At 66.6% G+C, this 23848-nt stretch carries 17 protein-coding genes; 6 read left to right on the top strand and 11 right to left on the bottom strand.

Annotated elements, in window-relative coordinates:
• Nucleotides 1–58: 58 nt before the first annotated feature.
• From GobsT_RS18660 to GobsT_RS18635, 6 genes are all read right to left on the bottom strand, one after another.
• On the bottom strand, nt 59–1237 hold the full coding sequence (locus tag GobsT_RS18660) for a pyridoxal-phosphate-dependent aminotransferase family protein (protein ID WP_029600621.1): 1179 nt from the start codon (nt 1235–1237) through the stop codon (nt 59–61).
• Between the two features lie 106 nt (nt 1238–1343).
• The gene (locus tag GobsT_RS18655) at nt 1344–1904 is read right to left on the bottom strand and encodes an isochorismatase family protein (RefSeq protein WP_010033676.1); all 561 of its coding nucleotides are present in this window, start codon (nt 1902–1904) and stop codon (nt 1344–1346) included.
• The gene (locus tag GobsT_RS18650) at nt 1901–4189 is read right to left on the bottom strand and encodes a transglutaminase TgpA family protein (RefSeq protein WP_010033673.1); all 2289 of its coding nucleotides are present in this window, start codon (nt 4187–4189) and stop codon (nt 1901–1903) included. The genes GobsT_RS18655 and GobsT_RS18650 overlap by 4 nt, the downstream gene beginning before the upstream one ends.
• 53 nt (nt 4190–4242) lie before the next feature.
• Nucleotides 4243–5379, bottom strand: a complete 1137-nt coding sequence (locus GobsT_RS18645) for a DUF58 domain-containing protein (RefSeq protein WP_010033671.1) — start codon at nt 5377–5379, stop codon at nt 4243–4245.
• On the bottom strand, nt 5376–6350 hold the full coding sequence (locus tag GobsT_RS18640; protein ID WP_010033668.1) for an AAA family ATPase: 975 nt from the start codon (nt 6348–6350) through the stop codon (nt 5376–5378). The genes GobsT_RS18645 and GobsT_RS18640 overlap by 4 nt, the downstream gene beginning before the upstream one ends.
• A gap of 97 nt (nt 6351–6447) precedes the next feature.
• Nucleotides 6448–8088 carry a 30S ribosomal protein S1 gene (locus GobsT_RS18635; RefSeq protein WP_010033665.1) on the bottom strand — a complete coding sequence of 547 codons (1641 nt, stop codon included), beginning with the start codon at nt 8086–8088 and terminating at the stop codon, nt 6448–6450.
• A gap of 98 nt (nt 8089–8186) precedes the next feature.
• On the opposite strand from GobsT_RS18635, the gene GobsT_RS18630 reads away from it, so the two are divergent.
• The 5 genes from GobsT_RS18630 to GobsT_RS18610 all read left to right on the top strand — a co-directional run bounded on the left by GobsT_RS18630 (nt 8187) and on the right by GobsT_RS18610 (nt 14992).
• Nucleotides 8187–9185 carry a lysylphosphatidylglycerol synthase domain-containing protein gene (locus GobsT_RS18630; RefSeq protein WP_010033662.1) on the top strand — a complete coding sequence of 333 codons (999 nt, stop codon included), beginning with the start codon at nt 8187–8189 and terminating at the stop codon, nt 9183–9185.
• Nucleotides 9182–10234: a glycosyltransferase family 2 protein gene (locus tag GobsT_RS18625; protein ID WP_010033659.1), complete on the top strand. Its 1053-nt coding sequence runs from the start codon at nt 9182–9184 to the stop codon at nt 10232–10234. Before GobsT_RS18630 ends, GobsT_RS18625 begins: the two co-directional genes overlap by 4 nt.
• Before the next feature lie 48 nt (nt 10235–10282).
• Entirely contained in the window at nt 10283–11788 is a 1506-nt protein-coding gene (locus GobsT_RS18620) for a hypothetical protein (RefSeq protein ID WP_010033655.1), read from the top strand.
• A gap of 34 nt (nt 11789–11822) precedes the next feature.
• Nucleotides 11823–12956: a CPBP family intramembrane glutamic endopeptidase gene (locus GobsT_RS18615; RefSeq protein WP_010033644.1), complete on the top strand. Its 1134-nt coding sequence runs from the start codon at nt 11823–11825 to the stop codon at nt 12954–12956.
• Nucleotides 12957–13117: 161 nt separating this feature from the next.
• A complete protein-coding gene (locus GobsT_RS18610) occupies nt 13118–14992 on the top strand; it encodes a sigma 54-interacting transcriptional regulator (protein ID WP_238323530.1) in 1875 nt (624 codons plus the stop codon).
• A 39-nt stretch (nt 14993–15031) separates the two neighbouring features.
• On the opposite strand, the gene GobsT_RS18605 is transcribed toward GobsT_RS18610, so the two are convergent.
• The 3 genes from GobsT_RS18605 to GobsT_RS18595 all read right to left on the bottom strand — a co-directional run bounded on the left by GobsT_RS18605 (nt 15032) and on the right by GobsT_RS18595 (nt 17475).
• Nucleotides 15032–16006 (bottom strand): RluA family pseudouridine synthase, encoded by a 975-nt coding sequence (locus GobsT_RS18605; protein ID WP_010033639.1) that lies wholly within the window; start codon nt 16004–16006, stop codon nt 15032–15034.
• Nucleotides 16006–16479, bottom strand: a complete 474-nt coding sequence (locus GobsT_RS18600) for a hypothetical protein (protein ID WP_010033638.1) — start codon at nt 16477–16479, stop codon at nt 16006–16008. The genes GobsT_RS18605 and GobsT_RS18600 overlap by 1 nt, the downstream gene beginning before the upstream one ends.
• 318 nt (nt 16480–16797) lie before the next feature.
• Complete coding sequence (locus tag GobsT_RS18595; RefSeq protein WP_010033635.1) at nt 16798–17475, bottom strand: hypothetical protein; 678 nt, start codon at nt 17473–17475, stop codon at nt 16798–16800.
• A gap of 141 nt (nt 17476–17616) precedes the next feature.
• Between GobsT_RS18595 and aspS the strand changes: the two genes are divergently transcribed.
• Entirely contained in the window at nt 17617–19509 is a 1893-nt protein-coding gene (aspS, locus tag GobsT_RS18590; protein ID WP_010033633.1) for an aspartate--tRNA ligase, read from the top strand.
• A gap of 363 nt (nt 19510–19872) precedes the next feature.
• Here aspS and GobsT_RS18585 read toward each other — a convergent pair whose 3' ends face one another.
• Together GobsT_RS18585 and GobsT_RS18580 are read right to left on the bottom strand one after the other, a co-directional pair.
• Entirely contained in the window at nt 19873–20391 is a 519-nt protein-coding gene (locus tag GobsT_RS18585; RefSeq protein WP_148087795.1) for a hypothetical protein, read from the bottom strand.
• 827 nt (nt 20392–21218) lie between these two features.
• On the bottom strand, nt 21219–23561 hold the full coding sequence (locus GobsT_RS18580; protein ID WP_010033625.1) for a methyl-accepting chemotaxis protein: 2343 nt from the start codon (nt 23559–23561) through the stop codon (nt 21219–21221).
• Between the last annotated feature and the right edge of the window lie 287 nt (nt 23562–23848).

The following is a 23848-nucleotide window of genomic DNA, read 5'->3' as shown; positions in this document are numbered from 1 at the left end:
ACGACGCTTACGCGGCGCTCAGGCTGCGGCAACACCGCGCTACTCTGCGGCGCTGACTTCACGCGGCGTAAATGGCTTCGGCGGCAGCTACGCCGCTGCCCGGGGTAACCTTCGCCCCGAACGCGCGGAGCACGTGCTCCATCGCCGCCAGCACGGACAGCACGCAGATCGGGCGGCTGTTGTAGCCCATGATCCCGATGCGCCACGCCTTCCCTTTGAAGTCGCCCAGGCCGCCGCCGATCTCGATTCCGAACTCGGTCAGCAGCTTCTTCCGACCCGCGACATCGTCGATGCCGGCCGGAATCTTGACGGCGTTCAACTGCGGCAACCGGTGCGCTTCCGCGGCGATGTACTCTAGGCCGAGCGCTTCCAGCCCCGCCTTCAGCGCCTTGTGGTTGCGGACGTGCCGCGCCCACCGCGCCTCCAAACCCTCTTCCAGCACCAGCCGCAGGCCCTCGCGCAGCGCGTAAATCATCGTGATCGGTGCGGTGTGGTGGTACGCCCGGTCGCCGCCCCAATAGCTCTGAATCGAGGTGAGATCCAGGTACCAGCTCTGCACCTTGGTCTTGCGGCTCTTGAGCTTGTCTACCGCCCGCGGGCTGAAGCTGATCGGCGACATCCCCGGCGGGCAACTCAGGCCCTTTTGCGAGCAACTAAACGCGGCGTCCACCTCCCACGCGTCAAGTTCCACGGGGGTACAGCCCAGCGAGGTCACGCAGTCGGTCACCAGCAGCGCGTCGTACTCGTGGCACAGTTTGCCGACTTCGGATATGTCCTGTAAGGCGCCGGTCGAGGTCTCGGCGTGAACCAGAGCGAGCACCTTCGGACGGGTTTCTTTCAAGATGTCACGCAGCTCGTCGAGCGTGAACACGTCGCCCCAGGGCTTGTGCTTCACCGTAAGGTTGCAACCGGTGCGGCCGGCGACATCAATCATCCGCGTACCGAAATACCCGATGCAGCACACCGTCACCGGATCCCCGGGCTCGATGAGGTTCACGAGGCACGTTTCCATGCCCGCCATGCCGGTCGCGGACACCGGAAAGGTGAGCTGGTTCTTGGTCCGAAACACCTCGCGCAGCATCGTCTGCGTTTCGGTCATGATCTCAAGAAACTGCGGGTCCAGGTGCCCCAGCAGCGGGGTGGACATCACCGACAGCACGCGCGGGTGGGCGTCACTCGGCCCAGGGCCGAGCAGCAGGCGCGGCGTGGGAGAGAGCTGGCCGGGGAGAGTTGCCATGGGAGTTGCTCACAACAGCGGAAAAGATTGCTCCCCGTCATGAAATGGGACGAGGGCACCACGGTGAAGGGGACAACCGCACCGATCAGGCGACTTTTGCTCGCACTCACCCGCGTGCCTTGACCAGTTCACTGACAGCCTTGAACTGGGCGTGCGCGGCGTCGCGGAGCCATTCGAACGCGACCGCCTCGACGGTGGTCGGCACCGCGCCGGCCAGTTCCAGTCGCCGCACCGCGGTGTCATGATCCACCGCGTTCCGGGCCGCCAAGGCGTCCGTCGCTAGGAAAACGTGCAGCCCCGCATGGAGGAAGTCGAGAGCGGTTTGCAGCACACAGACGTGCGTTTCCATGCCCACCAGCACCACCTGGGGCCGGCGGAGCATTTCGAGCTCTTCCAAGAACGTACCTGCCCCGCAACAACTGAACGAGGTTTTTGCGGGAGGGGGCGACGGCAGTCGGCGGGCGATTTCGGCAGTCGTGGGGCCGAGCCCTTTGGGATACTGTTCGGCGGCGCGCACCGGAACGGCGAGTTTCGCAGCCACATCCAGCACGAAGCCGGCGTTGCGCACGAGCGAATCGCGGCCCGGCACCTTCGCGAGCAACCGATCCTGGATATCGACTACCACAACGGCAGAGGTTTCGGCATTCAAGCGTTTCACGGTACTCATGTGCGGGACGACTCCAGAGCGCGGCGCAGCGATTCCAGATCGGCGGCCCGTTCGGTGCGGCGTGCGTCGGACGGCGGGACGTTGCCGAACCGCTCTTGATAGTACGACTCGGCCCACGTCACGGGAATGTGTGCGACCGCCACACATCCGGGTCGAGAGCCGACCCCCGCGGCGGCCCGGGTCGCGTATTCGAGCAGCGTTTCGCCACGCTCCGGTACGAACCCGTGTGCGGACAAGACGGCCACCAGTTCGCCGAACCACCGAACACGTCCGTCGAGTTCCCGGAGTGGTGCGGGCCGCCGCGCCCGCCGGTACGCCACCGTCGCGCCCACAACCAGCACCACAATGATGACTAAGGCGACCAGAAACTCGGGACGGGTGGCGGTTTCCGCCAGCGCGGCGAGGTCCTTTCGCCGCTGCTCGGCCGTGTAGTTCACGACGTGGTGCCGGAACCACGCGCCGATGTGGTTGTTCGTCGCCCGCCACCACGGACCGCCGGCGTCACTGCCCGCAGCGCTTCCGTCCGGCGTGGGATCCAAACTCAGCCAGTGGGACCGGCGGACCGGACCGTCCACAACTTCCACCAGCGCCTCGGCCCAAGCATGCGCCTGCTCCTGTTTTACCGCGTACCGGCCGTCCCCGAGGTGCTCGCACCCCTTGAACCCCCGGACGTACACCGCCGGAATACCCTGGGAGCGGAGCATCAGCACGAGTGCCGTGGCGAACCGCTGGCAGTGCCCGGACTTCGAATGGAGCAGGAACTCCTCGACCGGGTCTAACTTCGGCTGCTCTCGCTTCAACTCCAGCGTGTAACGGAACTCAGGACTGGTGGCGAGGTGCGTGCACAATGCGCGAGCCAGGCGCTCGTGGTGCTCCTCGCGGGGCAGCAGAGTGCGACGGTTAAGTAACACCTGCGCGTCGCGCCACCCGGCGGGCAAGGTACCGTCCGCGACCATCCGCGCGATCAGGGCATCGGTGTACTCCTTGACCCGCTCCAGGGGGTTGATGCGAAGCTGGTCGCGAGCGTCGTTGTACAGGTGCGATTCCAACTGAAAGCCCGGGCCGAGGTCCGGGTCGGAACGTGGAGCGTACGCCTGAACGTACCGCAAGGGCCGCCGGCGCAGAGACTGGATCGGCTCCCAAAAGAACGTGCCGTCGTACCCCGGGGTCCAGGGTTGCGGATGGTCTTCGTTGTATCCCGCGAGCGGAGGCGGCTCATCCGGTACCCACAGCACAGGATCGGCGACGAAGTGCGCCTCCGGTCGCGGCGGGAGCGCGAACTCGAGTCGGTACTGACCCTGACCGAGGGCGGGCGGATTCCATTCGCCCGCCTCGCGCAGCGGGACCTTTGCCCGCGGGGCGATGGTGGGGAGCACCGCGGCGTCCCGGTTCCAGGCCCCCCCGCTGTACTGATGGTGCGTGCGACCGCGCCACCGCTGATCCGGTCGGATGTCGTTTTTCGGGGTCCCGTCGGGGTACGTGGCGACCACCTCGAACGCCGTTTCGTTGCTCGGCTTGAGTGTCCCGGTGGTCTTGAGGTCTACCATCTGGTCGGCCGAATAGCCGATTTCGGCGGATGCGGTGCCGAACTCCGCTTTGGCCGCAGTGGACCGCGGCGTGAGAAGGTACAGGGGCAGCGCAACAGCGCCAGCAACCGCCGCCGACAACAGCGCCGAGCGAAAGCCGGTGCGCGAACCGTGCGGGTCCCCGCTCGCGGCGGCGGTGCGGGGGGCCGGCGCGTCCGGCGAGGGGACCGGGCGCACGTGCCCGGCGGACCGGGCGAGGTGGAACAGAGTGAGGCTCCAAACGGCAGCCACGAGGTACAGGCCGAGCAGCACGAAGCACAGCGCCTCGTCAGCGAACGCGGCGGCCAGCCCGATCCCCGCCAGCGCGGTCCCGTGCAGGGTCCAGTAGTCGCCGGCGTGCTTCTCACCCCGAGCCGCCTTAGCCGCCAGCAGCATCAGCACCAGCGGACCGCACATCGCGACGAACAGCATGGGCCAGCCGAGGTGCGCAAACTCCCCGGTGTCGATCTCGCGTTTCACTCGGTATCCGACCCACGCCAGAAACGCGGCCCCGACGATCCCGCCGAGCCGGTTCGCCGCGGGGATTGAAAGCAGCGCGTACCGCGATTCGACGAAATAGAGTGCGACGAGCGCTCCGACCGCCAGCCCCGCAAACACGGCCGCCTCCGGCAGCATCGGCGCCTGTGCATACCCGACCGCGGCACACGCGAGCGCGAGCGTCAGGTAGGTGCTGAACCGGAACGTGGCTTCGGTCGGCATAGCGTCGGTTCTCCGGTCTGCTCAGCGGCTCCCGAAAGCTCCTGACCGCAGTTTCAGCTCTGGGCGGCCGGCGGTTGGTACCACGGGAGCCGGTCCTGCGGGCACACCGTCGCAAACGGCTTGCCCGTTTCGCGTGCCAGTGCGGCGGAGAACGGGCTGTTAGGCCGGCTGCTTACGACCACTCGGGCGCCCCGCGCAAGTCGCCCGGCGAATGCGGCGGCCGGGAGCGGTTCGTGGGCCGGCCCGCCCGGCGCGTCGGCTAGCGGCGTCAGGGCCTCGCGCAGGTCTTCCTCAGCGCTGGCCGACGCGACCGCGTGACCGGGTACGGCGACCATGATCGGGCTGTCGAACGCGCGGCGCCAGGTCGCCGCGACTGTAACCGCTAAGCTCAGCGCGGCCTCCAGTCGCTCACAGTCCTGCGGGGTCGGTTCGGCGGGTAGCCACGGCTCGACCACCAAGACCAGTTCCGGCGACGGTGCGGTGTCGTACTCGCGCACCATCGGCTCCCCGCGACGCGCGGTCGTGAGCCAATGGATGTCCCGGATCGGGTCCCCGGCACGGTACGTGCGGACCCCGCGCACTTCAGCGCGGTCCGTGGTGACGCGGCGCAGCAGTTTGCGAGCACGGCCCTCGCCGCCGGCTTGGCGCGCCACCCAGCGACGCAACCCGTCCGGGTCGGCCTGCCCCGGGCGCGGGAGCACGACGATCTCCCCGCCGCTGTCAGTCTGGCGCTGGTAGGAGACGAACCCGAACGGGAAGCTCGACACCAGTGTCAGCGGCCCGGCGAACCGACCACGGGTGGGAAACTCGCCCGACGCCTTGCAGTCGAGAGCGCCGCCCGGCGGCACGCGGTATCCCAGGAACGTTACGCTCCCCGCGGGCGTGCGGTCCTCGACCGTCACCGTCACAGGCGCGCGCCCCTCGTTGGTGATACGAACCCCGTGCTCGGATCGCTCCCCGGCGAACAATGGGGGTGCGGCCAGGCGGCGTGCCCTCACGCCGACCACATTGCGCCGCGCCAGCGCCCCGTTCAACACGACCAGCGCGAGCATCACGTACACCACGATCAGCACGAGGTTGATGCTCTTGAACCACGCAACCGCGCCGACCCCCAGCGACACGGCCAGCCAGGTGATCCCGGAGGGCGTGAACTGGAGCGCGAGCCCGCCGGCTCCGTCGGTCCGCTTCATGCCGGCACCTTGAGCTTGGTGAGGATCTCGCGCACCACCGGCCCGGCGTCGGGGTGCCCGCCGGCCGCCCAACTACGGGTCACGATCCGGTGCGCCAGAACCGGTTCGGCGAGCGCCTTCACGTCATCCGGAACGGCGTAGTCCCGCCCCGACGTGACCGCAAGGGCCTGAACCGCCCGATACATGGCCAGCGCGCCGCGGGTGCTCGCCCCGAGCGCCAGTTCGGGGTGCGTGCGGGTCGCGCCGATCAGGTCGAGGATGTAATCGGCAATGGCCGCGTCCACGCGGACCGTCCGAACGTGCGTTTGAAGCGCGATCACGTCCGCGGGCGTGAGCACGGGTTTGAGCGACTCGACCGGCTCACCGGCCCGGTGCTGTGTGAGGATCGCGCGTTCGGCCTCGCGGTCCGGGTACCCCACCTTGACCCGCAGGGTGAACCGGTCGAGTTGACTCTCGGGGAGCGGGTAGGTGCCCTCAAACTCGTGTGGGTTCTGCGTAGCCACGACGAGGAACGGCGGCCCGAGCGGGCGCGTGTTACCGTCCACCGTCACCTGACGCTCCTGCATCGCCTCGAGCAGTGCCGACTGCGTCCGCGGGGTGGCGCGGTTGATCTCGTCGGCCAGCACAACCTCGGCGAACACCGGACCAGGTTGGAACAGGAACTCGCCCGTTTGCGACCGGTAAATGGTTACCCCTAACAGGTCGCCGGGCAGCAAATCTGGGGTGAACTGGATGCGGTTGAACTTGCACGCGAGGCTGCGAGCGAGGGCCTTCGCGAGCAGCGTTTTACCGACGCCGGGCACGTCGTCAAGGAGCAGGTGTCCCTCGGCCAGGAGCGCGACACAGGCGAGGCGCACCACCTCGGGCTTGCCGAGGAACACGCGCCCGATGTTGGTCTGAAGGGTTTGAAGGAGGGCCGCCAGCTCGCGCGGCTCTCGGGGGGCGGAAGAGCCGTTACCTTCGGGGGGCATGCGCACGGTCTCGCAGCGGAGTGGATAACGGCGTTAGTATACGCTCAGTGAGCGAAGGGGAGTCGCCCTCCGCTCACCAAACCGTGTGGCGCGGTCGTTACTGCCCGTCGAACCGGATCGGCCCGCCGAGCCCGCCGCGCAGGTTCGGGTTCACCGGACGGCTCGCCATCGCTTGCTCAGCGGCTTTGAGTGCGGCCAGGTGTTCGGCCTCCTCGGCCTCCTCAGCGGCGACCTCCTCTTCGGTCGCGATCTTCTTGAGACTCAGTGCGATCCGTTTCGTTACCGGGTCCGTGCTCAAGATCTCGACGATCACATTTTGTCCTGGCTCGATCACGTCGCTCACCCGGCGCACCCGCTGGGTGGAGAGTTCCGACACGTGAATGAGCCCTTCCAGCCCGGGCGCCAGTTCCACGAACGCCCCGAAATCGGCGAGCCGCGACACCTTGCCCGTGACCCGCGCGCCGGCCTGCGTAGTCTTCGTGAACTCCTCGAACGGGCTGGTAGTCAGCGCCCGCATGCTCAGGCCGATCTTCCGCGCTTCGAAGTCGATCTTGCTGATCTTGACCTCGACCTCCTGCCCGATCTTCACAACCTCGTTGAGGTCGTTGACCCGCTGCCAGGAAAACTCGGACACCGGGATCAGCCCGTCGGCACCGCCGAGATCCACGAACGCACCGAACGGCTTGACACTCCGCACAATGCCCTTGCGCACCTGGTCCTTCTCGACGGTGCGCCAAAACTCCTCGGCTTTAACCTGCTTCTCGCGCTCCAGAACCGCGCGACGGCTCACGATAAGGTTACGCTCCTCCGGATTCACCTCCGAGACCATCACCTTCAGGCGCTGGCCCACGAACTGGTCGACGTTTTCGACCCGGTACAGGTCGAGTTGGCTCGCCGGCAGAAAGCCTTTGATCCCAGCCACCTCAATGGTGAGGCCGGTCTTGTTCTTGTTGGTGCCGGTCACCTTCGCTTCGACGACCATGCCGTAGGTGACCTGCGTCCAGTCGTGAACGACCTGCGCGGCCCCCTCGCGGGTGAGGATCAGGAGCCCGTTAGCGGAATCATAGTGGTCGATATCGAAGTCGACCGACTCGCCGACCGCCGGCCGCCGGCCCTCAAACTGCTGTAAAGGCAGCAGGCCCTGGCTGCGCCCTCCGGGCACCTCGACGAACACGTCGTTACCGTGGACCCCGACTACCACTCCGACCTTGCGCCCGCTGGCGCCGGCCGCACGCGGCTTCTGCACCTGCTCCACCGCGGCGACCGTCTTCGACACATCGAAGTCGCCCATCGCGGCGGCCAGTTCGTCCTCAATGAGCTTGTCGAGTTCGCGATTGTTGGGCTTCTCGGCCCCGACGTAGAGTTGCGGCGGCGCGCCGCCAGGGTTGAACGGCTTATCGAACCGGTTCGGCCGGTCGCCGCGGTTGGTGGACGGCCGGTTCCCACCGAAGTTACCTCCACCAGGGCGCGGAGCTCCGGGTCGCGGCCCGCCCGGGGGCACCGGCCCCTTGCCAGGGCCGGCGTTCAGCGGCGCTTGCGGTGCGGCGCCGTAGGGGGTCGGTGCGGCACCGGCCTCCGACGGGCCGGGCTGCGGCCCCTTGACCGGTCCCGCGTTTAGCGGCGCCTGCGGCGCCGCACCATAGGCGGCCGGACCACTGGGCTGCGCGGGCACCACCGGGCTTGGTTGGGCGGGTTGCGGCGGTTGCTCGGGCTTCGGGGACTCGTTCTCGGTACTCATCGGCGAATTCCTCACTTCTAACAGTCGAATTTATCGAGCAAGTTGTGCGGTGACAACACAACCTCCCCGGCTCGGCGGCGTCTCGTAGAATCCGAAAGATGTCAAAAGGCAAGCGCCGGAAGCTGTGGCTCGCGGTCGAAACGGTCGTCGCACTGGTCATCGTGACCGCAGTGGCGTGGAACTTTCACAACACGCTGAAGGGCATCGAGCCGGGAAGTCTGCCCGTGCGAGTGCGCGCCGAGTACCTGGTGCTCGCCGGGGTGCTGTACCTGCTGGCGCACCTGTGCTGGTCGTCGTTCTGGGTGCGGTTGCTGCACTTCGAGGGTGTGCAGGTGTCGTGGTGGGTGGGCCTCCGCACCTACTTCATCAGCCAGTTCGGGAAGTATGTGCCCGGCAAGGTGCTGGTGCCTCTGATGCGCATGGCGATGCTGCGGCCACACGGCGCGCACCCGGTACCGGTGGGCGTGACGGCGGTGTACGAGACGCTGGTGAGCATGTCCGCGGGGGCGCTGCTCGCGGTACTGTTCCTGCCGGCATTGGGTGTGCTGCCGGCCGAGGTATCGGGCAAGCGGACGATCCTGTTCGCGGTCGTCTCGCTGCCGCTTGGGCTCGCCGTGTTGAACAAGTTCGCGGCTCGTGTTGCAAATAAGCGGCGCGGTCCGGACGCACGGCCGCTACCCGCGCCGTCGTTGTTCCTCCTCGCGCAAGGGCTTGTTCATGGCGCCGCCGGGTACTGTTTGCTCGCGCTCAGTTTGGGGCTGACAGTTCACGGGCTGTTACCGGTCGCGCCAGAGTGGGATACCGTGGCGTTCACCCGCGATCTGGCAGCAGTATCGCTCTGCTACGTCGCGGGCTTCGTGTTCGTGATCGCACCGGGCGGACTCGGGGCGCGCGAGCTGGTGCTGAAGTGGGCGCTCGCGCCGCAGTTCGTTGCCGCGCTGGGCGAGGCCACCGCGGCCCAGGTGGCGGTGCTGATTGCACTGGCCCTACGGCTCGCCTGGACCGTTGGCGAGGCGGTTGTGGGTTTGCTGTTTTACGTGCTCAAGCCGTCCGTCCCGCCGCAGGCGCTCCGCGGCCCCGCCGAGGTGAGTTCATGACCCCGAACACGAGCCAGCCGTCACCCGCAGGGACCGCGGGCGCATCCCGCACGCCGGCCGGGTTCGTGGCGGTCGAACTGCTCTCGCTCGTGATCCCCGTTTACAACGAGGACGAGAGCCTCGTGGCCCTCCACGCTGAGATCGCGGAGGTGGCGCGAGATCTGCCCGCCCGTGTCGAGATGATATTTGTCGACGACGGCAGCAAGGACCACTCCTGGGCGGCCGTTCAGCACCTGGCTACGAAGGACGAGCGGGTCCGCGGTATCCGGTTCCGGCGCAACTTTGGAAAGGCCGCCGCACTGGCGGCGGGGTTCGGCGCTGCGCGGGGCCAGATCGTTCTGACAATGGACGCAGACCTCCAAGACGACCCCCACGAGATCCCCCGGTTTCTCGACGCACTGCGGGGCGGGCTGGACGTGGTGAGCGGGTGGAAGAAGGTGCGCCACGACCCGTGGCACAAGGTGTTCCCCAGCCGGGTGTTCAACAAATTCTTGAGCGTACTCACCGGCGTACACCTGCACGACCACAACTGCGGGATGAAGGCCTACCGCGCCGAGGCGCTCCGCGAGGTGTACCTGTACGGCGAGCTGCACAGGTTCGTGCCTGTACTGGCTACGGCCCGCGGGTTTAAGGTCGGCGAGCTGGTGATACAGCACCGGGCGCGCAAGTTCGGCAGTTCGAAGTACGGCTGGAAGCGTTTCATCAAAGGCGCACTCGACGTCGCCACCGTGCGGCTACTGACGGGCTTCGGCCGGCGGCCGAACCACCTGCTTGGGACGTGGGGGCTCGTGTTCGGAGCGGCGGGGGCGTTTGGCTTCTTCTTGCTGTTGGCGAACTGGTTCCTGCGCCTCATCGACGGCAGTTACGGCGCCGGGCCGCTGACCCAGATGATGGTCGCGATCCTCGCGGTGGGGTCTGCCCTTTTTGGCGGGCAGTGCTTCCTCGCCGGTCTGGTGTCCGAAATGACTGTCGCGCGCCAGTGGTTGGACAACGCCCCGTACACTGTCGCGGAGCGGACCCCCGCCGAGCCCGAACCGGCCCGGGGATGAACTTCCCGGATCGGTTCCGCCCCCCTGCCCTTCCACCAGAGCGGATCGATGGCAGCCGAACCGTCTGACCTCCGTCGCTCGGCGTTCCTACTTCTGACCGCAGCAGCGGTAGCGATCGCCGCCGCCAAGACCGTCGGCGCCGAGAACGTCGTAGAGCCGAGCCGCTACAAGGCGCCCGAGCAAGGTGGGTACGGGGCCGAACCGGACCGCTCTTGGCCCGCCAGCCGGCCGGACCCGCACCCCACGTTCAGTTCCAACGACAAGTCCCGCTGGGCGACCGTGCGCGCGCTGGTCCACGACCGCACCTTCGTCATCGGCAAGCGGACCGCCCCCGATCCGGGTTCCCCAACGAAGTACAAGGACGTGGGCATCGTTGCGGAGCCAGCATACAAGTCGCTCGACATCGTGATGAACCCCGAGACGAAGGAGTTTTACTCGAGCAAACCGCCGCTCATGGCGGTCCTCGTCGCGTCCGAATATTGGGTCCTCAACCGGGCGGTTGGGTGGGACATCGGGCGCGACCGGTGGCTCGTGATTCCCACTATTGTGCTGACGTGGAACGTGCTGCCGATGGCGGTGTACCTTGTGCTGCTCGGGCGGCTGATCGACACGACCGGCAAGACCGACTTCGGTAAGCTGCTCACCTTCGCCGCGGCTGCTCTGGGGACGTTCCTGCTTACGTTCTCGCACACGCTGAACAACCACATCCCGGCCGCGTACTGTGTACTGTTCGCTTCGTACCCGCTGCTGCGCGCGGTCGCCGAGAACCGCGACATGCCTCCCGTCGGATACGGATCGTGCGGGTTCTTCGCGGCGCTTGCTGCGACCTTTGAGCTACCCGCGCTGGCGTTCCTCGTCGCGCTGATGGTGCCGCTGCTCCTCGCCCGACCGCGGAACACGCTTCTGTATTTCGTGCCCTGTGCGCTGGTCCCGCTCGCGGCGCTCTTCTTGGCGAACTACGCGGCGATGGGCCGACTTCTCCCGGCGTACAGCGAGTTCGGCGGCCCGTGGTACAATTTTGAGGGGAGTCATTGGGCCAAGCTCGGCACGCCGGCCGCAAAAGGGATCGACTTCAATAACGAACCGACCAGCGTGTACGCGTTGCACCTGACTCTCGGCCACCACGGGTGGTTCAGCCTGACGCCAGTGTGGCTGCTCGCGTTCGCGGGGCTGATTGCGGCGGGCATCCGCAGCGCGCCGGACGTGCGGAAGTTGTTCGCGAAACAAAAAGCGACGGGCTGGACGCGCGAAATGTTCGCGGCGATGACCGTCGTCGTCTCTCTGACGGTTTTTTGCTTCTATTTACTCCGGACCAACAGCTACAACTACGGCGGAAACACGAGCGGGCCGCGGTGGCTGTTCTGGCTGATCCCGCTGTGGGTGCTCGCACTCCCAACCGCGGCCGACTGGCTGGCCCGGAGCGCCCTAGGGCGACTTTTGGGCGCCGTGTTGCTGGGGTTCGGGGTCCTCAGCGTGTTCTACCCCGCCTGTAACCCGTGGCGCAACCCGTGGCTGTTGCAGTTGATGGAATATACCGGATTGCTGCGGTACTAACCCCGGTGCTCGCCCCGCGGGCGAAGAATTGCTTATGAGCGAACCCACGAACGAGCCGCCGCTGGTGACCCGCACCGACCTGCCGTTGGTAGCGCCCGCGCCACCTGCCCGGACGCGCCCCGGTCTCTTAGAAGCGGTCATATGGTGCGGGCTGTTTGTCGCCACTCAGTTATTCAGTGCAATCATCGGAACGGGCGTGGTGTTCGGAGCGCTGATGTACTCCGCAGCCGACCCGCAAGCGTTCGCGGACGAGCAGCTCGGCGGGTTCGGGAAGGCCGTCGATCTGAAGGCCGAGGGTGAGCGCCCACCGATCCCGGACGGAATCGGCCGCTCGCTCGCGTCGGGAATGCTCGCGGCGCAATTTGCCTCACTCGGGCTGATCCTTCTTGTGCTTCCCCGGCGGATCGGCCCGGGTTGGGCGCGGCAGATCGGGCTGCGCCGGCCGCACCCGCTGCATGTGTTCCTCGCCCTGCTCCTCGTGCCGGCTTTTATGATCTGTGCGGACCTCATTCAAACGCTCTTCCTCTGGGCGACCGGTATGAAGCCGCCGCCCGTGGTGAGAGCACTGAACGGCGTGTTCGGGTCGTTCCCCTGGCCGCTCACCGCGTTGGCCGTGGCCGTCGGGCCGGGGGTGGTCGAGGAGTTATGGTGTCGCGGGTTCCTCGGACGCGGGCTGTGCGCCCGGTACGGCATCCCGGCCGGGGTGTTGTTCACAGCGGCGCTGTTCGCCGCCATGCACCTCGACCCGTCGCAGCTCGTTGTCATCGCCCTGATGGGGGTGTATCTGCACTTCGTGTACTTGGCGGCGCGGTCGATCTGGGTGCCGATTCTGCTTCACGCGACCAACAACGGACTGGCTATTTTGCTTGCACTGGTGTTGAAGGTGGGCGACGCGCAGGGGAACGTCGAAGTGCCGGTCGCCGTACACCTGCTCGCGTTTTCGCTGCTGCTGTTCGGAAGTGTCGCGCTGTGGACCAGTCGGGCCGAGGTCATCTCCGTTCGCGGGGCCGAGGGCGCGCCCTGGCGTCCCGAGTCGCCCGGCGTATCGGCCCCGCCCGACGGGGTGAAGATGCGGCTGGTGTACGCCGCGTTCAGTCCCGCCGCGGTACTGTGTGCGGTCGCGTCGTTCGGCGGCCTGGCGGTTCTGCTATACCAGCTTTCGCGGTGACTGAGACACCGGCGCGGGGCCGGGGTCGCGTTCCGGCTTGAACCCGCAAGCAGCCCGCCACTATCGTGGAAGTGTCCCGTCGCCCCGCTCCCGGCTCGGACCCAATGGCCCAACCGCCTGACGCTTTCCTGGTTGCCCGCCGCGATGACGGGTTCGGCGACGTGTTTCCTCTGCACGAGGGCACGCGGTACAAGCTGGGCCGCGCGCCAACCAACCGGGTCGTACTCCGTGACGACCTGTGCAGCCGCGAACACGCCGAGGTGTTCGCGGCGGAGGGCGGGTGGTTCGTCCGCGACCTCGGCAGTTTGAACGGCACACATTTGAACGGCGAGTTGCTCCGCTCCGACCGACCACTGCGGCCGCAAGACGAGTTGCGCCTCGGCCGCACCCGGTTCGTCTTCGTTGACGAGATGAGCCAGTTGCCCGATCCGCCCCAGGTTGCGCCGGCCCCGGCGGAGCATGTGGACGGGCTGGAAATCCGGAAGCGACTCGGGCAAACACGATATCAGCAGCAACCCTCCACAACACCGGACGCGGAAGCGACGCTCCCTGCCGCCCGGGTACCGCCGCCGCAGGCCGTCGGTGTACTGTACCGGCTCGCACTGGACATGGCGGCGGCAGCGGACAAGCCGGCGCTGTGCGTGCTCGCCGCGGACGCGGTGTTCCGGGCCACCCCTGCCGAGGTGGTCGCCGTGCTCGCACTCAAGGAGGGCCGCGAACTCGAGTTGGTCACGCACCGTGTGCGCAACGGCGGGCCGGCGACGTACCACAAGGTGTCACAGTTCGTCAGCAGCGAGGTACTGTCCGACCGGCAGGCGATCCTGGCCGAGAACGTGGCCACCGACCGGATGCTGAAAGACCGCGACAGCATTGCGGAACTGAAAGTCGCCAGCCTCATCTGCGCGCCGATCATGGCCGACGATAAGGTGCTCGGGCTGTTGCACCTGTACCGCACGATCGGGCACGCGCCCCTGAACGCCGACGACCTGGAGTTCACCCTCGCGGTGGCGCGGCACCTGGGGACCGTGTGGCACCGGTTCTCGCGCCAGGCCAGCTTGTCGGCCGAGAACCGGAGCCTGCGGTCGCAGTTGAAGATCGAGAGTGAGATCGTCGGCGAGAGCGCGGTGCTGCAACAGATCGAGTCGCAGGTGGTCCGGGTCGCCGAGACGCGTGCCACGGTACTGGTTCGGGGCGAGAGCGGGTCCGGCAAGGAGCTGGTGGCGCGGGCGATCCACCTGCACAGCCCCCGGCGCGAAGGCGCGTTCATCTGCCTCAACTGCGCGGCGCTGACGGAGACGCTGCTGGAGAGCGAACTGTTCGGACACGAGAAGGGAGCGTTCACCGGGGCGACGGAGCGGATGGTCGGGAAGTTCGAGGCCGCGGACAACGGCACCATCTTCCTCGACGAGATCGGCGAAATGGCGCTCAGCACCCAGGCCAAGTTTTTGCGCGTGCTGGAAGGGCACCCGTTCGAGCGGGTGGGCGGCAACACGGCCATCAAAGTGGATGTCCGTGTGGTTGCCGCGACCAACCGTCCCCTGGAAGAGGCGGTTCGGGCGGGCACGTTCCGGCGCGACCTGTTCTACCGACTCCAAGTGGTCCAGCTTGACGTGCCGCCGCTACGCGACCGGCTCGACGACGTGCCGCTGCTCGCGGAGCACTTCCTGAAGAGGTTCGCCCGCGAAACCGCGCGCAAGTTCAAGGGGTTCACGCCCGAGGCCCTGGACAAATTGCGTGCCTACCGGTGGCCCGGAAACGTCCGCGAGTTGCGGAACGTGATCGAACGGGCCGTCGCGCTCGGCAACGGCCCGCAGCTCGATGCCGCCGACATCTGGCTCTCAGGGCTGGACGTGGGGGCGCCGGTGGTGAGCGCGGCCCTCGTATACAAGCCCGAAACGATCGAAGAAGTGGAGAAGCGTCACATTCTTGAAACCTTAAAGCATACCGACTGGAACAAGTCACGGGCCGCAACGATTTTGGGCATCGAGCGCTCGACACTCGATCGCAAGATCGACCGTTACGGGCTCACGAAGTAGCGGCGGGCGGCATGAGACAGGGATCACGTGTACCGCGCGTCATGAGCCAAGACCGCGTAGGCGGTCGGCAAATTTCGCGAGGTCCAGCGGGAGCGGCATTGTCCAGTGGAGGTGCCCGCTGGTCGCCGGGTGCTCGAACCCGAGTTCGGTCGCGTGCAGGGCCAGACGCGGCGCGCCGCTGCGGTCGTCGAACACTTCACCGTTTGCCTTCTTGCAGTACACTTTGTCGCCACACACCGGGTGCCCGGCTTCCGAGAGGTGAATGCGGATCTGGTGCGTGCGGCCCGTTTCGAGCCGGCACGAGAGCAGTGTGTAACCCGGCAACCGCTCCTCGGGCGTGACGTGCGTGACGGCCTCCTTCCCCACGCCGGGCAGTTTCGTACTCCCGCGCCGGCCGTCGCCGCGGTCCGGCACAAGGTTCGATTTGATGGTTTGCGTCCCGAGGATGCCCGGCACCACCGTCAGGTACCGCCGCACCACCGTGTGCTTGCGGAACTGCATCCCGAGTTCGCGCTCCGCGAGCGCCGACCGCGCGAACACCACCAGTCCGCTCGTTTCCTTGTCGAGCCGGTGAACGATCCGCAGCCGCGGGAGGTCGCGTGCGTCACGGTTCAACTGGCGTCCGACGGCCCACTGCGTCAGGTCTTGCAGTGTCGGGTCGAGTTCGCGGCGCTCCTCGGACCATTCCAGTTCCGCCGGGTGGCGAACGGTGTTGACGCCGGCGGGCTTCTCCACAACCACCACGTGCTCGTCGAGGTGCCGCACCACCAATCGCTCGGGGTGGGCCGCTCGCGGGAGCGGTTTCGGGTGCTCCAGCAGCACCACGACCTCGTCCTCCTTAAGTCGGCGGGCCTCGTCGGAGCAAACGGAATCACCGACCTTGACGCGCCGGGCGGCGATGAGCTTACGTACGTCGGTCCACGACGGCCCCCCTAGCCGCGCACGCAACACCTTCGCGAGCGTGAACCCGACCTCCTGCGGCGTGACGGTGAACGGTGCCAGCGTGAACGACATCACTCGGTCCCTTCTTCGGTTTCATCTTCAGGCTCGCCGAAATCGATTCCGGACCAGTCGTCGTCCGGATCGAGAATGTCCATGTAGCCGCCGCAGTGCGGGCACAGCTCCGTCGTGCCCTGGGCTTGTGCGGGCCAATCGGACGAGCGCCCGCAATCCTCGCACGTCGCGGAGACGGTTCCCGTGCGGTTCGCACGGCGGTCGCGGATCGCCTTGACCGCGTCCGCCGTTTGCTTGGTCGCCAACAGTTCGATGGCCTCTTTACGCTTCACCGGGTCGGTCACCACGACCGGATATTCGTAGGTTTCGGCCAGGCCGGTCGCGCCGGTTAGCGGGTCAGAGGTCGTTTTGGTGCCGCCCGCCGCGACCTCGGCCGAAATGTCGTTGGCCGCGAGCAACTTCACTACCGCTTCCGCAACGTACGAGCTTTCGGCGGTGAAAACGACAGACTCGTCGGCATCGGTTCCGGCCATGGCGTGATCTGTATTGTTGAAAGTTCGGACCACACGGGTCTGGCGAACGAGCCGCACCAATTCGGTGCGGGCTTGGCTCCCCCAATGATATCAGCCGACGAACCGAACGGGTGCCCGGTTCTGGTGCGGCACGTGACGTGTCTGCTGCTCTGCGGTGCGAAACCGTGTCTGGTCGTCGCGGGCCGTGCCCCTTAGCACGTCGGCAAGGTGGGCGTGGTGTTTTTGCCGGCCTCGTTTCACCCGTCCCAACAACGTCGCGACACAAAATCGTCGCGCCTTCAAGGCGCGACCTGAGCCGCACAAATCGGTCGGGGGCTACTAAACAAACTGGTCGTCGGGTTGTGCATGGCCTGCTTCCTTTGCCGCGGACCCAAACCGTGAGCTGGCGGCAAAGTCCAGCCCTTCACGGCCCAACCACTCAAGCACGAACTGTGACCATGTCTCGAACCCCTCAAGCTCGCGAAGCAGGTCGGCGAGTGGCGCGAAGCCGCTCTCGGCAAGCGCCTCTTCGCGCGCCCGGCTAACCGGCATGTCCAGCTCGAACACGTGAACGACGCCCAGGTGAACGCTCCCAACGGGCGTGCGGTCGTCGTTGATGAACCCGACGCACCGCTCACGGTATGAGCACCCCAACTCGACTTCTTCCGTTAGCTCGCGCAGCATTCCCGTTCGGTAAGAATCGATCCCACCGGCGGCGTCGGCTTCGCTGATGTGGCCACCGATCCCGATCGAGCGCAACGCCCCGAGTCGCTTTTCGGTTCCCGCGGCGCCGCGGCGGTAGTGGAACACGTGCTCCCCGCACTTGAGCACGATGTACGGGATCAACTGCTTGAACGAGGGGTCGGTTTCCACCTCGGCGCGAGCCCGGAAGCTGAACCGAGCGGGGTCGAGGATCGCAGACCGGTACGCGTCGTCCGCGGGGCGGAGCCCGTGGAAGTACCCGGCCTCCCGAAACCGCTCGGTCGGAATCACCAGCACCTTTTCGTCTAGCGGCATGACGCCCCGTTCCCACGCGCGGAAGGTTTGTAACGGCCGGATGATACCGCTATCTGGCCGGCCGGTGGAAGCCGAACCCCCGAGCCCGGACGGCGTCCGTATACTGACGCTCAACGTCGATACCATTGCCGGGAGAACGCCATGGCCGAGTGGCAGCGGACACACACCTGCGACCAGCTCCGCGAAGAACACGTCGGGAGCACCGCGACCCTTAACGGCTGGGTGCTGACCGCGCGCGACAACGGGCACCAAGTCTTCATCGACCTGCGTGACCGCTACGGCCTGACACAGGTGGTGTTCCGGAAGGCAGACGACGCCGAGCTGTTCGCGTGCGCGCAGCGGCTGAAAGCCGAATGGGTGCTGTCAGTAACCGGCACCGTGCAAAAGCGACTCGAAGGCGCCGCTCGCGCCGACATCGCCACCGGCGCCATCGAACTCGAAGCCAAGACGCTCCGCGTGCTCAACGAGTGCCCTCCCCTCCCGTTCCAGGTGGACGAGTTCGGCACCGAACTGGCTAACGAGGACCTGCGCCTCCAGTACCGCTACCTCGACCTGCGGCGCCGCACCCTCCAAAAGACGCTCGTTCTGCGGCACCGGCTGTGCAAAGTGATCCGCGACTACATGGACGCGAACCACTTCCTTGAAGTCGAAACCCCTCTGCTCGGGAAGAGTACGCCCGAAGGGGCGCGCGACTACCTGGTGCCCAGCCGCGTGTTCAACGGCGAGTTCTTCGCGCTGCCGCAATCGCCACAGTTGTACAAGCAACTGCTGATGATTTCGGGCTACGATCGCTACTTCCAGATCGCCCGCTGCCTCCGCGACGAGGACCTGCGCGCCGACCGGCAACCCGAGTTCACGCAACTCGACGTCGAAATGTCGTTCGTCGAGCGCGAGGACGTGCTTTCCGTCATGGAGAAGCTCGCCGCTGACATCTTCGATAAGTGTCTGGGCGTGAAACTCCCACTCCCCTTCCCTCGCCTGGGCTACGCGGAGGCGATGGCGAAGTACGGCTCCGACAAGCCCGACCTGCGGTTCGGTCTCGAGATCGTGGACATCACCGACATCGCCGGGGCCAGCGAGGCGCAGTTCCTTAAAGATGCCGTCGCCGGCGGCGGGGTGGTGCGGGCGATCAACGCCAAAGGCGGTGCCGCGGCGTTCAGCAACACCGCGCTGAAGCCCGGCGGCGAGTTGCCGAAGGTTGCGGAGACCTACAAGGCCAAGGGCCTCGCGTGGATGAAGGTCGAGGGCGGCAAGTTCACCGGCTCGACCGAGAAGTTCTTCTCCGACGAGCTGAAGGCCAAACTGAAGGAGCGCCTCAGCGCCGCCGACGGCGACCTGCTGCTATTCGTCGCGGACAAGGAAGCGGTCGTGTGCGACGCCCTCGGCGCGCTCCGGATTCACTTGGCGACCAAGCTCAAACTGTACAAGAACTGGTGGGACGAGAAGGCGGAGCACGAGAAGGCCGAGAAAGATAAGGCCGACGCGGCCAAGAAGAAGAAAGAGGTGTACGTCCCGGTTCCATTCCAGCCGCGGGCCGAGCATTTCAACTTCGCCTGGGTGCTCGACTTCCCGATGTTCACCTGGAACGAGGAAGAGAACCGCTGGGACGCGATGCACCACCCGTTCACCGCACCGATGGATGAGGACCTGCCGAACTTCTGGCAGAACGAGAGCCTTGGGAAGGTCCGCGCAAAAGCTTACGACATGGTGCTGAACGGGTACGAAGTGGGCGGCGGCTCGATCCGTATCCACCGCCAAGATGTCCAGAGCCGCGTGTTCGAGATTTTCGGCATGACGCCCGAAGACGCTCAAGGTCGCTTCGGGTTCTTGCTGGACGCGCTGAAGAGCGGTGCCCCGCCACACGGCGGCATCGCGCTCGGCCTCGACCGCTGGGCAATGGTGATCGCCGGCACGACGAACATCCGCGACGTGATCGCGTTCCCGAAGAACCAGAAAGCCCGCGACCTCATGACCGGAGCGCCGGCGGCGGTCGACGCCCGGCAGCTTAAAGAACTCGGCGTAAAGCTGTCGTAAGTTCAGAAGGTGAAGATGTTTGGCGGGATGAACGGATCAACCGGATCGAAGGTCGGCACATGCGTGTCTTCACCGCGGCCGATCCTGTGCATCCCGCCAAAAGCTCAGCCACCCTTCGCAAGTTCTATCTGTTCGCGCATTCCATCGTCTGAACGGAGCTCGGAGCGGATAACCGCTACGACTTCCGCTCACAGGCACCACTCTTCCCCAGAGTGAAATCCCGGCGGAAGGTCCGCCGGGATTTTTTTGTTTTCCCCAGTGATTTCGCGTCTTTCTACGCTGCAAAAGTGGACACGCGAATACATGAAACTTCGCGATTCTTCGCCATTCTTCGCGGCATAAGGTGGCGATAGAGTGGCCACCTTATGCCACCATTGAGAACAACGACTGGGTCTCCTTCCCCGCCTTCAACCGCTTCCGGCCCCTCTTCGGCTTCACCTCTTCCTTTGGCAACCGGGGCAGCTCTCGCCAGTGGTCCAGTTCGCGCGCCGAATTGATGAGCAGATCCGCGCGGGGGAGCCAAAGGTTCCACCGGCGGGCCGCCGGCGTCAGCACTTGGTACTGCTGATCTCCGGCCGTCAGAATGGTGTGAACGAGCGCCTTGATCGACCACAGGGTTTCTTCTGCGGTGAGTATCGCCCAGTCTTCGACCTGGTTGCTGAAACGTGTCGCCCACGACCGGCACTTGGGCATCTCGTCGAGCGGCATCGGGCGGGGTATTGTGCTGCGCAGCCAGCGGGCCGCAGAACTGATAATTGCGGCGGCGGCGTGGTAGCGGTCCGGAGCGGGCATTACTTCCATGTACCAGTCAATTGCGACGTAGGCGGGGGCACCGGAGCGTGCCAACATCACCCACGCGAGTGTTGCGCGGTGTCGAAACATACGGGCATGGTCTGGACTTACTGTTCATAAGAACACAGTGAACCATTGTGCGCATCATGAAAGTGTGAGGCAAGCCCTAAGCCGTGTTTAATCGACGGCGATAGCCGGCTGAAGAATCGCCCCCTTAAGGTTCGCTGCACAAACACCATCGCCACATCCACCCGTCTCCCCGGTCGCGACTCCCTGTTGAGATGTGCGGCCGCTGTCATGGGGGCAGGCGTGAGTACCCGGCGGGGGCCTCCCGCGACCGCGTCTGCCGGTGCGATGGCCCGCTACTTAGCGGGCGCGGTGCCGGCCTCTGCCCGACCGGCCGGGCACAAGGTGCGAACCAGCCGGCTTTCCTGACGCCTGTCTCCTTCATCCCCTCACAGCAGGTGCCGTCGGCGGCATTCGCGTGTTCTCCCGTCAGGCCCCGACACCCGCTCGGTACACGCATTGCGAGCTTAGATGGCCTCGCCCGTTCATGTAGAGAGGTCGGTTATGAATACGAGCAACCCTATCGGGAATCGATCCGAGCCGGAGGCAGCGGACGATGAGCCGGGGCAAGACGAGTCGGGTAGGACTGCCGCCCCGCTGAGTGAGCCGGGGCCGAAGACGAACCGGCGGGAGAGGCGCGCCAAGCGAGAGGATGACGCGAAGGCGCCCACGAAAAGTAACACCGCCGACGACGATGCCGACGAGGGCACATGAGCGCACGCGGTAGTCGCCTCTGTAACTGCGACTTGAGTCACCGGCTGCTGTCTTCAAGCCCCACAATAAGGCCCGCCCAGTTGCCCGGGAATCGCCACTGCCGGGCCGGAACTCGAGTCGCCGCCGAACACGCGCAACTAGAACTCGCTGAATCCGGCGCCGCCCATGGCGTCTAGCTCGTGTCCGCCTCCGTTCCCGTTGTTGCTCCGCTTGAGCGCCTTGGCCACCGCCGGCCGCGGCTTCGGCCCGGCCGCCCGCTTCGCCGGCCGGGCCGCCGGGGCGTGCCCGTCACTGCCCAGGTTGAACCGGCCGACCAGATCGCGGAGCTGTCTGGCCTGGTCCGTCAGGGCCTGCGCGGTGGCGTTCATCTCTTCGGTCTGGCCGGCGTTCCGCTGGGTGGCGCTGTCCATCTGGGCCACCGCCTTGTTCACCTGCTCGATGCCGATCGACTGCTCCTTGCTGGCGGCGGCGATTTCGGTGACCATGTCCGTCACCCGCTTGACGCTGGTCACGATCTCGGTCAGCGTGTCGCCGGACTTGTTCACCAGATCGGTGCCGGCGTCCACCTTCTTCACCGAGTCCTGGATCAGGCTCTTGATCTCCTTGGCGGCGGTGGCGGACCGCTGAGCCAGGTTGCGGACCTCGGTGGCCACCACCGCGAACCCGCGCCCCTGCTCGCCCGCACGGGCCGCCTCGACCGCCGCGTTCAGGGCCAAGAGGTTGGTCTGGAACGCGATCTCGTCGATCGTTGTGATGATCTCCGCGATCTTCTTCGACGACCCGTTGATCTCGCTCATCGCGCCGATGGCCCCGCTCACCACCTGGCCGCCCTTCTCGGCCACCTCCTTGGACCCGCCGGCCAGCTGACGCGCCTGCTGGGCACTGTCCGAACTCCGTCGGACGGTCGCGGTGATCTCCTCCAGCGCGGACGCCGTTTCCTCCAGGCTGCTGGCCTGCTCCTGGGCGCCCGACGAGATCTCCTCGCTCGCGGCGGACAGTTGACCGGACGCGTCGGCCAGCTGCTCGGAAACCGCCCGCACCCCCTCCATCGCGGTCCGCACGCTGAGCACCGCCTCGTTCAGGGACCGCGCCATCATCCCGACGTTGTCGGTGCCCAGGTCCGGCACCGTGGCGGTGAAGTCGCCCGCCGCCAGGGCCTGAATGGTCTTCTGGATGGCCTCCACCTTGTGCTGCAGTTCGGCCGCCGCGGCCCGCACGCGCTCCTCCATCGCCCGCTGCGCGGTGATGTCGGTTGCGAACTTGACGACCTTGTAAGGCTTGCCGGTGGCGGGGTCGAGGATCGGGTTGTACGAGGCCAGGAGCCACACCCTTTTGCCGCCCCTGCCGACCCGCTCGAAGTCGCTACAAACGGGCTCCCCGCGGTTCAGCTTCGCCCAGAACTCGCGGTACTCGCTGCCGCCCGCCTGGCCCGGGTCGACGAACATCCGGTGGTGCCGCCCTTGGATCTCGTCCAGCCGGTAGCCCGCGGTGGTCAGGAAGTTCTCGTTGGCCGTCCGGATCGTGCCGTCGAGGTTGAACTCGATCACCGCCTGCACCCGGCCGACCGCGACGAGTTGCCCCACGTAGTCATTGTTCTGCTCACGCTGCTTGCCCACCGCGGCCCAGTCCACGCGGTCCTGTCCGAGAGCGGTGCGGATGCCCCCGACGGTGGTGTTCAGGGCCGACGCCAGGCGCCCCACCTCGTCGCTCGAGTTCACCTCCACCCGCGTGTCCAACTCCCCGCGCGCGACGGACTCGAGCGCGGCGACCGTGCGCCCGAGCGGCCCGGTGATCATGCGCGCGAGCCCCAGCCCGATGAGCATGCTGAGTGCGGCGGCGCCCACGGTGCCCCCGACCAGTGTGCTCTGGGCCGCTTGGGCGCTCTCGTTGCCCGAGCTGTTGACGTCGCTGGCCACCTCGGTCACCGTCTTGACCAGCTCGTCGATGCTTGCCGCGGCCGGGTCGAACTTCAGCCCGGCTTGCTGCACCCTCCGGTCCACCTCGCGGCGGCACTCGGCCCGCTCGGCGTCGGTGCCCGCCCGGACCAGCGCCTGGGCCGCGCGGGTGGTCTCGTCGGCGGCCGCGAAGTACTCGCGTACCGCGGCGCGCACCTTCTCCAGGTCCTTCCGCTCGTCCCGCCCGCTCCGGGACACGCGTAGCACGGTCGCGGCGTACGCGTCGAGGCCGCCCGTAACTGACTCGCGGATCGCGGCCTGGGGCGCGAGCGCCTGGTCCAGCCGGGCCTCGTCCCTGGCGGCCGCAGCCGCGACCATGTTGTTTCGGTACCGGGCTAGGTTAACCGCCGCTTTGGCGAGGTCGGTGCCCGCGACCGTGTAGTCCGCGTACAGCACGCGCATCCCCTCCCGTGAACTCGCCAAGCCGCGGTAGGCGATCCCGCCGCTGGCCGCGACGGTCACACAGACGATAGCGAACCCCAAGAGCAACTTGGTTGTTAAGGCGCGGTCACGAAACCAGTTCATCGGAATCGAACCTCGATCGGCCGTTTGGGAGAGATGCACTCCCAGCAAATTCGTTGACGGGTGCGTGCGCACCCTCGCGGAACCCTCGTCGGGGAATTCCCCGACTCACATATCGAACGCCCGGCTCGCGTATTTGCCTCTGTGTCCTCAACCCCGGGCTCCTCCTGACACGGGCCAACTGTTTAGGGTTAGCTGCGGCACTCCGGCTGAAAGAGCCAGTGAGACGGGGCCCGAAAATGGAACCGCCACAGGAACAATTAAAGTGAACGGCCCCGGGGTAACCCCGG

Origin of the sequence: Gemmata obscuriglobus, assembly GCF_008065095.1 — a bacterium.
Classification (GTDB): domain Bacteria; phylum Planctomycetota; class Planctomycetia; order Gemmatales; family Gemmataceae; genus Gemmata; species Gemmata obscuriglobus.
Note: the sequence above shows the minus strand (reverse complement) of the source record. Positions and strands in the feature narration are given on the sequence as shown.